This window comes from Streptomyces sparsogenes subsp. cuspidosporus, assembly GCF_039532705.1.
Lineage (GTDB): Bacteria > Actinomycetota > Actinomycetes > Streptomycetales > Streptomycetaceae > Streptomyces > Streptomyces sparsogenes.
In genome coordinates this window covers 1-12792 of sequence record NZ_BAAASD010000086.1, presented here as the reverse complement: position 1 = coordinate 12792, position 12792 = coordinate 1, and the positions used below count along the sequence as shown (strand labels likewise).

The window sequence follows — 12792 nt, the reverse complement described above, 5'->3', positions numbered from 1 at the left end:
CTCCACTCCGCCCTCGACTACGTACCACCCGCCGAGTACGAACGCGAATGGTGGCGACAACAGGAAGCCACCCCGCAGTCCGCCTGAAACAAGATCACAGGACTCTACGAAACGCGGGACATCTCAGCGTACCTGCCGGGCCCGGACCTCGACCGCACCACGGACCCGCTGCTCCGCCACCTGCGCCACGGCGGCGCGCTCTCCGAGGAGGTCATCGCCGACACCGCGCACACCCACCGCTCCGGCCGCCTCACCGTCACGCCGGACAGCGGCCACGTCGCCGACCCTGGCGTCGGCTGTCCCCACCCCCGACGTATCACGCTCGGCACCCCCACCAACAGCCGTGCCCTCGCCGCCTTCGCCCGGCCCCGTACCAACGCACCCGCCTTCCGGCAGAACGACGCGGGGGCCCGAGCCCTGCTGACGACACTGACCGGGCCGGCCGCGGCCGACCACCGCCCGGAGCGCCCGGCGGCTCCGGTGGGCCTTGGAGGCTGACGTCCGAAGCCCGGCCGACACCGCACCGGTACATTCCGGAAACTGCCTATTCGGTAGCATTTAGGGGGCTGCAACGCCGTAGGGTTGTGCTATGGACGGACGGCTGCGTCTGCTCACCACCGTGGGCGACGACGTCACTGAGAGTGAAGCACTGCGTCTGGGCCTGCAACAAGCTGTGGCGGAGCTGAGCGGTCTCGGTGGAATGACGCATCATTTTATCCCGGATTCCGCCCTGATCCTGGTGTCGGTGGCGGGGCTGCCGCAGGCTCTCATCCGGCCCTGGGAGTTGCTCGACGTACAAGACACCACGGCCCCGGCCCGCGCGGTCCGGACGGGCAGTGCGGTGTGCGCGCCCGGTGAGTCCCTCGCAGACTTCTGTCCAGGTGCCGGCTTGGCGGCTGTGCCGATTTTCGCCGGCGACCGCGTAATCGGCGCGCTCACCGTCCTGATGGGTGCGAAGTCAGAGCCGACTGGGGAGCAGTGGGACTTCCTGGAGGCTGTGGCGGTGTGGGCCGGGAAGCGGATGAGTCAGGCGCCGCCGCTCGCCCAGCCGTCCCAGCATGGACAGCGCAGCAGCCACCTCTGGCAGGCATTGGAGGAGGCCCAGGTCGGCTCGTGGGAATGGAACATCCGCACCGGCGAGATGTTCTTCGACGAGGCGGCCATGGCCATTTCCGGCTTGGACCCGGAAGACTTCGTGCCCCATATCGAGAGCTGGGTGCAGATCGTCCACCCCGACGACCTGCCGGGGACGTTGGCCGAGGCCCGCAGGGCGATCCGTGAGCGGGGTGTGTACGACGCCGAGTACCGGATTCTGCGCCGGGACGGCACGTATGGCTGGACGCATGCCCGCGCCGCAATCGTGCTCGATGACGAGGGCGAGCCGGCCCGGGTGGTCGGCATGTGGTGGGACAGCAGCGCGGCCAGCTCCACCCGGGACGCGCTGAGCCGCACCCTGCGCCACATGAGTGACGGCTTTCTCTCGGTGAGCGATGACTGGCGGATCGCCTTCGTCAACCTGGAGGCGGAGCGCATCCTGGGCTCCCCCGAGGAGGAGCTGATCGGCCGGGTCCTGTGGGAGCTGCCTGCCGTACAGCAGATGCCCGGCCTCAAGGACCGTTATCAGAAGGCCGCGGAGGCGTCCGTGCCCACGGGCTTCGACGTCTGGACAAGCGGCACCGATCGCTGTTTCCACCTGCGGGTCGTCCCGCTCCCCGAGGGCACCACCTGCTATTTCACCGACGTGACCGAGAGCCGGCAGCGCGAGGCCGAAGACCAGGCTGCCGAGCGAGCCGCCGCCGAGCGGGCCGCCCGGATCACAGAGCTGACCGCGGCGCTGGCCAAGGCAGTCACGTCCCGGGATGTGGTGGACGCGGTCGCCCGGCGGGTGCTGAGGCCGTTCGGCGCCACCGGACTGCTCGTGCAGGCCGTCGCGGGCGACCGGGCGCACACCGTTGGAGCCGTCGGATACCGCCGGCCAATCCTCGACCAGCTGGAAATGCTACCCCTCTCGGAACAGACGCCGGTCATGGAGACACTGCTCTCCGGCACGCCGCTGTTCATCTCATCCCCCGAGGAATACGCGGCACGCTACCCGGAGCTGGCCAGCAGGCCCCACGAGGTCGGCAAGCGGTCCTGGGCCTTCCTGCCCCTGACCACGTCCGGGCGCCCGTACGGTGTCTGCGTGATCAGCTTCGACCACACGCGTCGGCTGACCGCTGAGGAGCGCATTCTCCTCAACGCGATCAGCGGCCTGGTCTCGCAGGCCCTGGAACGGGCCCGGCTCTACGATGCCGAGCACAACCGTGCCCAGGAACTGCAGCGCGGGCTGCTCCCACGGGAGCTGCCCTCGCTGCCCGCGTGCACCGCTGCGGCTCGGTACCTGCCGGCCGGGCAGAGCATCGAAGTGGGCGGGGACTGGTATGACATGATTCCGCTTTCGGCCGGTCAGGTCGCGCTCGTCATCGGCGATGTGATGGGACACGGCCTGTCCGAGGCGGCCACCATGGGACAGCTGCGCACCGCGGTCCAGACACTCGCCGACCTGGAACTGCCCCCTGAGGAGATCCTCGGGCACCTCAACGAGGTCGTCGGTTCCTTGGGGGAGGACTCGTACGCCACCTGCTTGTACGCCCTCTACGACCCGGCTACCCGGGTCTGCTCCTTCGCGTGCGCGGGACATCCGCCACCGGCGGTGATGCACCCCGACGGCACGGTGCTCTTCCCCGGGCTGCCCTCCAACCCGCCACTGGGTGTGGCCGACCCCCCGTTCGGGACGGTCGAGCTGACGATACCCGACGGCAGCCTCTTGGTCCTGTTCAGCGACGGGCTGGTGGAGTCGGCCGCCCGTAACATCGACGACGGCATGGCCCAGCTCGCGCAGATGCTGCGGACGGCCCGTGACACCGCCCAGGACACGGACCTGGAGCGGCTCTGCGACAACCTCACCACCGGTCTGCTCCCCGCGGAACACCCAACCGATGACGACGCGGCGCTCCTGGTCGGCCGCCTGCACGCCCTTGCCCCCGACGAGGTCGTCTCCTGGCCGCTCCCCGAAGACCCGAAGGCGGCGGGTCTGGCCCGGGCGTACGTCCGGGAGCAGCTCTCCACCTGGAGCCTGGAGGACTTGGCGACGACCACGGAACTGCTGGCCAGCGAGCTGGTGGGGAATGTCGTACGCCACGCGAAGGGCCCAGTGCGGCTGCGGCTGCTCCGCACCGACTGTCTGGTCTGCGAAGTCTCCGACGGCAGCCTGACCACACCCCGGATCCGCCGTGCCCTGGAAACAGACGAGAGCGGCCGGGGCCTGCAACTCATCGCCGCGCTCTCCCACCGGTGGGGCACCCGCTACACGGCGACCGGCAAGTGCATCTGGACCGAGCAGTCGCTGCTCGGCGCTGGAGGCGATGCTCCGGCGGCATGAGCCCGCCCGGCTGACAGGGGGTCCGGGTGTGGCCGGCCAGACGATTTCGCGCGCCGAGAAGACAGCGTGGGGTCGCTTTCCGGCTCAGCTACGGTGCCTGTCGGCCGAGAGGAAGTACTGTCGGTCGGCGAAATGCTGAAAGGATGCCGTGGTGACATCTGAGGCATCGCGCTCCGCGACGACTCGTCGGTCCTTCGCAAGCGCTGACGCGTCTCCGTGACCGCGAAGGCCGGCTTCCCTCAGTACCCGTCCGGACATGGACGGCGGAACCGGTAGCCCGTGAGCGGCAGAGTCGTCGGGGGAATGTCGAGGTGATCGGCCGGGAACTGGGTTTCATGCGTGGTTCGGAAATCCCGGCCCAACCAGGGCGCTGGCTGTACCGCGTCGGCCCGGAAGGAATCGAGAACGTGCCGACCACCATCGAAGACACGGCGGGCGGTTCGCCTGGCACGGCCCGCGGAACGACGCGCCGCATGACCGGCCCTCCGGCGGCCGGCGACGGCGAGGGGCCCGGCGCGGCGGCGGCCCGCCTCACCGGGCGCCATGGCGCCACTTCCAGCGCACCAGACGACGGTGCCAGGCCAGCGCGTGCCCGGAGTCACAAGCCGATGGCGACGTAGCACAGGTGGCAGATGCCGTGCGAGAGCGGAGAGCACGGCACGATCAGCCCATGAAAGCCGCGGCCGCTCGACCTGCCGGCGAAGCACAGCGACCTCATGACGAAGCACGAGGATCTCGGCGTTGTTCACAGCGGCCGACCGGCCCAGCAGGAGGAGGCAGCCCAGCAGTCGGCAGAAGATCAGGTAGAGCAGTCGCAGACCCACGATCACTGATCACGCCCATACATGGGCGATCGCAAAGCCCCAGGTCAGCCACCGTACGGCAATAAAGACAACCTTCAGGTAGGTTTTTGCCCTCCCGCCGACGCACCCCCTCACCGTGCTCACCGCCCCGGTGGTCTTGCTGGACCCGTGCCCGCCGCGGGACCTGCACGCCGGTCACCTGACGATGCAGGTCATGGCCGCCCACAACAGGGGCGAGTGCTCGATCCGGTTGCCGGTGCGCCAGCGGTCCAGCTGCTCCCGCTGCCAGACGCCGAGCCGGTGGACGGGGTCGCGGTGCTCATGGGCGGCGTCGACGGCGGTGATCGCCTCCGACAGCGGGCGTACGGAGTCGGCCAGGCCGGCCAGCCGATGGAACGCGAAGCTGGTCGGCAGCGCCCAGCGGGTAGCGGTGACCAGCTCCGCACCGTTATGGATCATCGCCGTCGCCAGGCCGAACGACTCGGCGAACCGCAGATCGCCGCCGCTCTCGCAGGCGATCAGTGCAACGCGCGGCGGCGCGGGCCAGATCCGTGCCCCCGGCGCCCCGTCCGCCCGCAGGGGGAGAGTGCCCAGAAGGAGGTCCTTGGCCGACAGCGGCCGATGGGTGCGGACCATTTCGGCCAAGCCGACGGTCCGTGGACCGCAGCACAGATGGAGAGTTATGTCCTCGCTCTGCCCGCCCTCGACCGGCGCACCGCTCACGTGCCCGACGTACATCAGCCTGCGCGGCCCCTTGCGCAGCACGTCACTCAGCCAGTCCCGGTCCAGGTCGGTGCGGCGGAATGCCTCCGTCGGGGTGGCGAGGGGCGGCTCGACGGCCCCTGCGTCGAGACGGCTCTGGACGAGCGACAGCAGCTCCGGGTCCGAGCCGGGCGGTCCCAGAACCGAACCGAGCGGGGAGTCGGCCCGGAATCCGGGCACCCGGGGGTCGAGGATGAGAACGACGGCGTCCGCGTCGGCGTCCGGCGCCGGACGCGCGGCGGGACCTTGCGGACGCAACGACACCGGCGTGGTGGTCACGACGTCCGCGAGTTCGATGATCCGGACGTCGTCGTCGACGGCGAGCAGTTCCCAGGGGACCTGGGCGACCCGGGGCGACGGCTGGATCCGGATCAGCGGGCGGGCGCCGTCCGCCGACACGTGGCGTATCTGTGCTGTCAGCCCCACCGGCCACAGTGCCTCGGCCAGTACGCGCGCGAGGCGGTGCTCGCTCCGGTGATCGGCCATCGCTCCCGAGTCGAACGCGCGCCGCATCCCCTCGCCCGCGCCCGGCAGCGCGGCGGTCAGCGCACGGACCGCCTGGTCGACCTCGTCACTGGGCGCGTGCCCGGTGCCGAACCCCCGGGCCCCGCTCGTCCACGTCCAGGTCATGAACAGGTCGCCGGCGTCGGCCAGCCGGACCTGGACCACCGGGCGGATTGTCAGGTCGTCGGCGACCAGAACGGCACCTCTTCCTCGCTCACGATCCGTCGGTGATAGCGGAATTCGGCCGCCGCGATGTACTCCTGCAGCGCGGTGCGGCCGGATTCCGGCGACATCCGCACCTTGGGCGGCGGCGCGACGCGCAGGCCGACGGAGGCGGCGGCCTCCGCCGCCACACCCCCGAGCACCATCGGGCCGCCGATGTGCCCGTACGCCTTCATGGCGGCACTCGGGAAGACCGTCGCCGCGTCCTCGGAGGACCCGGAGGCCGCCGAGGACAGGGCACGCCGCGCCGACGAGGGCGTACGGTTCAGCGCCAGTGAGGCACCCGCGCAGCGGTGTTCCACCAGTTCGAAGAGCAGTCCCTGATCCTGACGGCGTACGGCGAGGCGGAAGACCAGTCGCATGGCGTCATCCGCGAGTTCCAGCCACTGGCTGCGCGCGTGGGCGGTGACGAAGTCGTAGCGCGCCGTCTCCAGGGCCAGTGCGGCGGGCAGAGCGAGGGAGAGCGCGGTACTGACGGACGCCTTCTCGTGGTCTCCGTGGTCCGTCCGGTTCAGGTTGTCCTCAAGGGTCTCCGCGAGCATCAGGTCCACCTGTGCGCACCGCTCGTACACCCCCCGCGCCTGGTACACATCCCGCGCCCTTTGGGCCAGGCGCTTCATCCCGGTGATGTCGCCACGGCGGTAAGCCTGTTGGGCGGCGAGCAGCACGGTGTCGGCGGCGGCGATCTCGGCACCGAGCCGCTCGAAACGGGCCAGGCTCGATGTCATCAGGTCGTCCGCGCCGGTGGCCTCGCCGCGCAGGCCGGCGAGAAAGGCACGGGCCTGTTCGCAGACCGCCAGGTCGCCGAACTGCCGCTGTCGTTCGAAGACAGCGGACGCCTCGTCGTACAGCCGCTCCGCGCGGTCGAGGTCACCCCGGCGCATCGCGGCGTATGCCCGGTGTGCGATCAACTGCTGCTGTTCACCGATATCGCCCGCAGCCCGGAAGCCGTCCTCCGCGCGGGCGAAGTAGTCCTCGGCGAGGTCGAACCGCCCGGTCGAGGCGCAGATGAGCCCGAGGCTGGTCAGCAGCCGCGGCGCGGTCGGCGCAACGGTCGCGGGCGTGGTGGGCAGCATCGCCGAGGCATGTTCTTCGGCCGCGCCCCACTCTCCCCGCTCCATCAGCAGATGCACCCGGTTCAGGTCGACTTCGGCGGTGCGCATGCCCTCGGGATCGTCGAACTCAGGCAGCCGGGCCGCCGCCTCGTCGAGACATGCCAGCGACTCGTCCAGACGCCCGGTCCTGCGCAGCAGGTCGGCCTTGCCGAGCAGCGTCTTCAGCAGGACTTCCAGCCACAGTTGCCGGCCGAGCGGTCCCATCGGCACGGACTCGATGCCGCGCAGCAGGCCGAGGGCCCGCTCGAGGACGGCTGCCGCCCCGGCCAGGTCCGTTGCGGTGAGCTGGACCGTCCCGATGTTGGACAGCAGGTGCGCCCGCAGGAATCGCACGTCGGGAGAGTCCTCGATGGATTCGGCCGCGGTGAGCAACTCCTCGTAGACGGTGCGCGCGGCGGCAGGATCCGGGGCCAGCTGATGGCGCTCGGCCAGAGCGAGGCCGCTGTCGAACGGCTCTCCGTACAGCGGAACCACCGCCTCCTCGTCCGGCATCCGCTAGAAATCCTCGCCGGTGGAAGTGGCGGCGATCTCGGCAAGGAACGGCCCCGCGAACGCATCATGCGGCAGTGGCTGTGCCACGGCCGCCAGCCGCCGCCGGGCCACGTCACGGATCGCGTCGCGGTCGGCGCGGCCTTGGACTTCGTCCAAGGCGCCGGGGCCCGGGTCGAAGCCGGGCAGCAGGACACCGACCTCGATACGCGGCGGGATCGCCTCAGCCGGTACGTCCAGGTCCGCCCGGCCGGTCCACATGTCGTCCCGCCGGGCGAGGGACACGCGGTTCGCCTGGCCACCGTCCACGCGGACCTCCGCGACGAGGGGCACACCGGCGGCGGGGGCCGCGACGTCCGCGACGACCTCGACCTCGATCTGCCGTCGCGCGCCAAGCGCACGAGCGGTCCAGGACACCGCGTTCTCGGCCGCGTCGACGAAGCCGGGTGGGTAGCGGCGCCAGTCGTTGGTCCCCGAGCCCCGCGCAATCACCCGGCCGCCCACGACGATCGGATCGCCTGCCGCGAGGGCGTAGTCGCCGTGCCGTGCGAACAGCGCGCCGAGGTCGACCGGCGTGCCAACCGGACGGCGCTGATCCAGGGACGACCTGAGGCGACGCAGAGCCTGCCCGTCCAGCCCGGCGCTGTCCGCCGCTTCGTCGATCAGCCGCAGAACGCTCTCCAAGTGGCGCACGGTATCCGCCGGCTGCGATGCCGCGCGCCACCAGTGGATCAGCGGGTCGAGCGCCGCCTGATGCTCCTCGATCAGTTCGGCCACGCAGTCATCGGGTTGATCACCGAAGTCGTCGAACAACTGCTGGCACCGGTGGGTGAGCGCGGCCAGCTCCAGGCCGAGCACGTCCGGTTGGAGCGCCGGGATCCCGTCCATGTGCGACGCCGGCCACCACCGGAACGCCCAGTGCCCGAAGCCGAGCCGGGCGACGCTGCCCGCGAGAGCGGTCATGGCCGCCCTCACCCGTACGCCGGCCGACTCCCCCGCCGCGCAGGCATGCACGGCGGCAGCGGTGCGCTCGCCGTAGACCGCCCACAGCCACTGCTGCGCCCGCCCCGCGTCATGGACCTCCGCCACCGGCAAGCTCGGATCGCCGAGGACGGGCCAGGCCAGAACCGCGCCTGCGACGTCGAGAACGGCCTGGGTGAAGGCGGGGCCGAGGGGGCCGGCGGCGACCCGGATCGTGCCGTCCTGAGTCACATGGACGTCCACATCGGCCTCCGTCATCACGCGCTCCTCGGCTCGGCCGCATCCTCGGCGGTCGTCGACAGTGTGCGAAGTGCCGACCGGACCCTGGCGCGGTGGTCCATCATCACTGAGCGGGCAACCCCCTCGAGCACTGCCCAGACCGACGCGATGTCGTCAAACGGTGCCTCGCGGACATCCCGCCCGTGCAGCCGCACCCAGAGCCGCCGCATGTAGGCGGCCCATGGGGTGCGGAGGTCCTGGGCGAGTGCGTCCAGCACGCCGCCGTCCGGGTCGGGGCGGGGAGAAACCGTCATTCTGCGGGCGCGAAGTGCCGAAGCCTCCCGTTGCCAGCGGCTGTTGACGGCGCGATGCGCCGCTGTCCGCCCCGACACGGAGACACCGCTGCCCAGCGGGTCGAGTCCGACCGCGAGCCGGCCGCCGAGGACTGCGGCGACGCGCAGGCTCTCGTCGTACAGGCCGAGCGGAGCGCAACTGCGGTCGACCTCCCGCCGGACAAGCTCCGGCACCGTCGGCAGTTCCTCGCGCCGGGCCGACGATTGCAGCACGACGAAGAGCCGCTCGAAGAGCGTGCGGTCGAGCGGCGCAGAAAGCGTGGCGGTCGAGGCGCCCCGGCCGACCTCCGGACGCGGCGGCACCTGCCGCGCGGTCAGCCCCAGATGCGTCGGCAGATCGTCGCGCCCCCAGACACCGCTCGCGCCGGCCCACAGGGCCTGGCCGAGCAGGCTTCCGTATCCGTCCTTGACCATGGACGTGTATTCCGGGGAATTCCTCGCCGGACCCGGCGCGCCACAGGCTTCCAGGACCTCGGCCGCCAACGCGGCTGCCGCGGCCGCGTCTGCGGCCGGGGCCTGCCGGCGGTTCTCCCACGCGGTGGCCAGTTCCCCGTCGAGCCGGGAGCGCCGGGCGGCGTCCGCCAGGTGGTCCTTCAACGCCTCCACCGTGCGTTCGCCGGCCGCGCCCGCGATGTCCGCAAGTACGACCCTGGCCACCGCGTCCGCACCGGCCGAGGGCGCTCCGTGTTCGGCGGCCAGCTCGAAGCAGCGCTGGAAGTAGAGATCCTGGGGGTTGCCCGCCACGATGCCCAGAGCCCGGCGAGTCTTCTTGAGCAGCGTGAACCACTGTGCCGTCGCCTCAAGACGCGCACCCGACTCCCGGATCAGCGCGTCGATGCGCGCGGCCTCCCGCGATGCGAGGAAATCGGCCGCGAGTTCCGGATGCAGCGCCGGCCTGACGATCAGTGGCAGCACGATCAGCTTGACCGTCCGGGTCAACGGCGCGCCACCGGGGCCGCTCAGTGATTCCAGCCCCGGCCCAAGGCTGCGCCAGGCTCTGTCGATGACCATGGCGCGTGGGCGGCGCTCGCCGGTCGGCTGGCTCAAGGGGGGCATGCCACGAGGTTACGTCGTCCGGGAACGGGCGGAAACCTGGGATCGGTAGGCGCACCCGGCCGCCTACCGTCCACACCGTCAGGCAGGGCCGACGGCGCGGAGGGGATCCATGGCCAATCGCCTCCGTCCGTCCGACCGGACGGATCGCCGACGGCAGCCCCGAGCCGCCGGTCCCGCTCCTCGTCAGCCGCCCCGGCGGATCGTCGTACGAGGCGTACGAGGTAGCCGTCCAACGGCTCTTCCCCGCCCGTCTGATCGGCTGTCTCCAGGGCCGGCCGCTCGTCACCGTCTCGTCCCTGCCGGGCAGCCGGGAACGAGGTCGTCCCCGGCTGCCCGCCAAACCCCGCACCTGAATCGCGCCGGACATCAATAGAAGGGACAACCGATATGGGAATCTTCAGGAAGCGCCGCAAGAGCCGCGAAGAGCGGGCCGCCGAGATCGCCGGCAAGGTGGCCGGCGGCAAGGGTTTCTACGGCCGCGTCACGCGCGCGTTCCTCGGTGCCGAGGACTTCGCCAGGGTGCAGCAGTCGATCGGCGCCTACAGCTCCGGCCGCGTCGTCCAGCAGTTGCTCGCCATGGGAGCACCGACCATATCCGCCGTCGTGGTATCGATCAGCGACACCGGCAAACTGGTCAACTTCGACCCGGTCGTCGACCTGGTCCTCCAGCCGTCCGGAACGACCGAGCGGATAGCCCTCCAAAGCATCGTCTCCAAACTGCGGATCCCCCACGCTGGCGACGAGGTGTTGCTGCTCTCCGACCCTGCACGGCCCGGCGGCTACCTCTACGCCGGGGACGGCGTGACGCCGTGACGACACCGTTACACGAAGCGCCCGCCACCGACTCCGTGCTGCTCACCTTCGACGGCCGGGTGCTGGAGGTGTTCGGCCTCACCGACACCCACCGCTACCACATCTGGCGGAAACCCCAGCTGGAGTTCAGCCACGGCCGACACCCCTGGCTGACGATCGTCCTGGGGCAGGGCGGACGCCACTCCTTTGGCTATGACCCGCACCGGCTCGGCGGCCTACGGGCCCTCGCGGACCGGCTGGCGCGAAGCCGGCCTGACAGATAGGGATTCGGATGCGCGGTCATGAAGTACTGGCTCTGTGGTGGGTGGTGCCCGCAGGGCTGGCGCTGCTCGGGTACGGGCTCTCCCTCGCCGGGCTGACCCGGGCCCAGCGGGCGGTATGGGTGACGGCGCGGATCGTGCGGGTGGAGCAGCCGGCCCACGGCGACTCCAAGAGGCTCGGGATACCGGTGACGGTCGCTTTCCAGGACCCGGCCACCGGGCAGGAGTTCACCCTGCCGAACGCGGGCAAGCACGGTGACGCGGTCCGCGAAGCCTGGGTGGGCCGGGAGCTTGAGGTCCGCTACCCGCCCGGGCAGCCGCACCGGTTCCGCATCGTGATGGACACCGTGGGCGAGAAGAGCGGACGGAGCGGCCCGAACTGCGCGGTCTTCCTGCTGCTCGTAGGGCTGGTGATCCATGCGACCGTTGCCTGGGGCTACCCGTGGGCGCTGCTCGGCTTCGGCAGCCTGCTGACCGCCATCGCGGCGATCAGCCCCGACATCCGCCTGGCGCGCGCCCGCGACACCCTGCTGGCCTCGGCCCTCGCCGTCCCGGCGCGTGTCGTGGCCGTCACCAAGGACGTCTACACCGACGCGGAGGGCGACGACATGGTCAGCCACGCTCCCGTCGTCGCCTTCACCACCCACGAGGGCACCCACGTCACCGCCCTGTGCCTCGACGGCATCGCCGACCCGGGCCTGTCCCTCGACCGCGACCTCACCATCCACTATGCCCCCGCCGACCCGTCTGTCTTCACGCCCGACCTCGCAGCCGACCACCGCTCCGGCAAGGAGAGCATCGGCTTCATCATCATCCTGCTGCTCACCGGAATAGCGGCGGTCGTGACCGGCGCGGCCATGCTGTTGTGACCTCTCGCCGTGAAGGTTGAGCGTTCCTCATCGCAGGCGGTAACGGCAGTTCTCGAGTGAGATGTCCCGCGTTTCGTAGAGTCCGGTGGTCTGGTTTCAGGCGGACTGCGGGGTGGCTTCCTGTTGTCGCCACCATTCGCGTTCGTACTCGGCGGGTGGTACGTAGTCGAGGGCGGAGTGGAGCCGTTCCTCGTTGTACCAAGTGACCCACTGGAAGACGGCGCGTTCGACCTGGTCGAAGCCGGTCCATGGGCCCTGCATCTCGATCAGCTCGGCCTTGAAGGTGCCGTTGAGGGCCTCGGCCATGGCGTTGTCGTAGCTGTCCGCGACCGAGCCGACCGAGGCCGAAGCCCCGATCTCGGACAGCCTCTCGGTATACCGAATGGATACATATTGCGACCCGCGGTCGCTGCGATGAACGACCGGAGTCCTTCTTGATCTTCCGTCTCCACAACGCCATTTCCAGGGCGTCCAGCGGCAGGTCGGTGCGCATGTGGTTGGCGACCTGCCAGCCGACGATCATCCGCGAGTACACGTCCAGCACGAACGCCACATACACCCAGCCCGACCAGGTCCGCACATAGGTCAGGTCGGCCACCCACAGCTGGTTCGGCCGGGCGGCCGTGAAGTCGCGCTCCACCAGGTCCGGCGGACGCGGGGCGGTCGGCTCGGGCACCGTGGTGCGGCGCCGCTGCCCGCGGATGACGCCCTCCAGGCCGAGCTCGCGCATCAGCCGCTCGACGGTGCAGCGGGCTACGGTGACGCCTTTGCGCCGCAAGGCGCGGGTGATCCGCCGCGCGCCGTAGGTGCCGCCGGACTCGGCGTGGACCTGTTCGATCAGCGGCATGAGCTGCTCGTCGCGCAGCCGGCGGGCCGACTTCGGCCGCTTCTTGCGCGCGTAGTACGCCGACTCTGACAGCCCCAG

The 12792-nt window shown here is 70.7% G+C and carries 10 protein-coding genes and 1 pseudogene; 4 read left to right on the top strand and 7 right to left on the bottom strand.

Annotation, left to right across the window (positions count from 1 at the left end; translation table 11 throughout):
• Positions 1–123: 123 nt before the first annotated feature.
• Complete coding sequence (locus ABFY07_RS41780) at positions 124–276, bottom strand: hypothetical protein (protein WP_346179474.1); 153 nt, start codon at positions 274–276, stop codon at positions 124–126.
• A gap of 313 nt (positions 277–589) precedes the next feature.
• Between ABFY07_RS41780 and ABFY07_RS41775 the strand changes: the two genes are divergently transcribed.
• Positions 590–3421, top strand: a complete 2832-nt coding sequence (locus ABFY07_RS41775) for a SpoIIE family protein phosphatase (protein ID WP_346179473.1) — start codon at positions 590–592, stop codon at positions 3419–3421.
• Positions 3422–4419: 998 nt separating this feature from the next.
• On the opposite strand, the gene ABFY07_RS41765 is transcribed toward ABFY07_RS41775, so the two are convergent.
• The 4 genes from ABFY07_RS41765 to ABFY07_RS41750 are packed head-to-tail and all read right to left on the bottom strand — an operon-like array spanning position 4420 to position 9925.
• Positions 4420–5655 carry a CHAT domain-containing protein gene (locus ABFY07_RS41765; RefSeq protein ID WP_346179472.1) on the bottom strand — a complete coding sequence of 412 codons (1236 nt, stop codon included), beginning with the start codon at positions 5653–5655 and terminating at the stop codon, positions 4420–4422.
• A gap of 11 nt (positions 5656–5666) precedes the next feature.
• On the bottom strand, positions 5667–7319 hold the full coding sequence (locus ABFY07_RS41760; protein WP_346179471.1) for a tetratricopeptide repeat protein: 1653 nt from the start codon (positions 7317–7319) through the stop codon (positions 5667–5669).
• Between the two features lie 3 nt (positions 7320–7322).
• Complete coding sequence (locus tag ABFY07_RS41755; RefSeq protein ID WP_346179470.1) at positions 7323–8555, bottom strand: hypothetical protein; 1233 nt, start codon at positions 8553–8555, stop codon at positions 7323–7325.
• Positions 8555–9925: a hypothetical protein gene (locus ABFY07_RS41750; RefSeq protein WP_346179469.1), complete on the bottom strand. Its 1371-nt coding sequence runs from the start codon at positions 9923–9925 to the stop codon at positions 8555–8557. Before ABFY07_RS41750 ends, ABFY07_RS41755 begins: the two co-directional genes overlap by 1 nt.
• 387 nt (positions 9926–10312) lie before the next feature.
• Here ABFY07_RS41750 and ABFY07_RS41745 point away from each other — a divergent pair, with 387 nt between their 5' ends.
• From ABFY07_RS41745 to ABFY07_RS41735, 3 genes are read left to right on the top strand one after another with little or no spacing between them, the layout of a single operon-like run.
• Positions 10313–10738, top strand: a complete 426-nt coding sequence (locus tag ABFY07_RS41745) for a hypothetical protein (protein ID WP_346179468.1) — start codon at positions 10313–10315, stop codon at positions 10736–10738.
• The gene (locus ABFY07_RS41740) at positions 10735–11001 is read left to right on the top strand and encodes a hypothetical protein (protein ID WP_346179467.1); all 267 of its coding nucleotides are present in this window, start codon (positions 10735–10737) and stop codon (positions 10999–11001) included. Before ABFY07_RS41745 ends, ABFY07_RS41740 begins: the two co-directional genes overlap by 4 nt.
• Positions 11002–11009: 8 nt before the next feature.
• On the top strand, positions 11010–11867 hold the full coding sequence (locus tag ABFY07_RS41735) for a DUF3592 domain-containing protein (protein ID WP_346179466.1): 858 nt from the start codon (positions 11010–11012) through the stop codon (positions 11865–11867).
• Positions 11868–11963: 96 nt separating this feature from the next.
• Here the strand turns inward: ABFY07_RS41735 and ABFY07_RS41730 are convergent, their stop codons facing one another.
• The gene (locus ABFY07_RS41730) at positions 11964–12224 is read right to left on the bottom strand and encodes an integrase core domain-containing protein (RefSeq protein ID WP_428837108.1); all 261 of its coding nucleotides are present in this window, start codon (positions 12222–12224) and stop codon (positions 11964–11966) included.
• Between the two features lie 85 nt (positions 12225–12309).
• Positions 12310–12786 (bottom strand): annotated as a pseudogene (locus ABFY07_RS43360) (IS3 family transposase); the annotation flags it as partial.
• Between the last annotated feature and the right edge of the window lie 6 nt (positions 12787–12792).

Excerpts from the sequence above, each read along its gene's own strand:
- ABFY07_RS41775 (WP_346179473.1), top strand. The coding sequence starts at position 590 with ATGGACGGACGGCTGCGTCTGCTCACCACCGTGGGCGACGACGTCACT.
- ABFY07_RS41760 (WP_346179471.1), bottom strand. The coding sequence starts at position 7,319 with ATGCCGGACGAGGAGGCGGTGGTTCCGCTGTACGGAGAGCCGTTCGAC.
- ABFY07_RS41755 (WP_346179470.1), bottom strand. The coding sequence starts at position 8,555 with ATGACGGAGGCCGATGTGGACGTCCATGTGACTCAGGACGGCACGATC.
- ABFY07_RS41750 (WP_346179469.1), bottom strand. The coding sequence starts at position 9,925 with ATGCCCCCCTTGAGCCAGCCGACCGGCGAGCGCCGCCCACGCGCCATG.
- ABFY07_RS41745 (WP_346179468.1), top strand. The coding sequence starts at position 10,313 with ATGGGAATCTTCAGGAAGCGCCGCAAGAGCCGCGAAGAGCGGGCCGCC.
- ABFY07_RS41735 (WP_346179466.1), top strand. The coding sequence starts at position 11,010 with ATGCGCGGTCATGAAGTACTGGCTCTGTGGTGGGTGGTGCCCGCAGGG.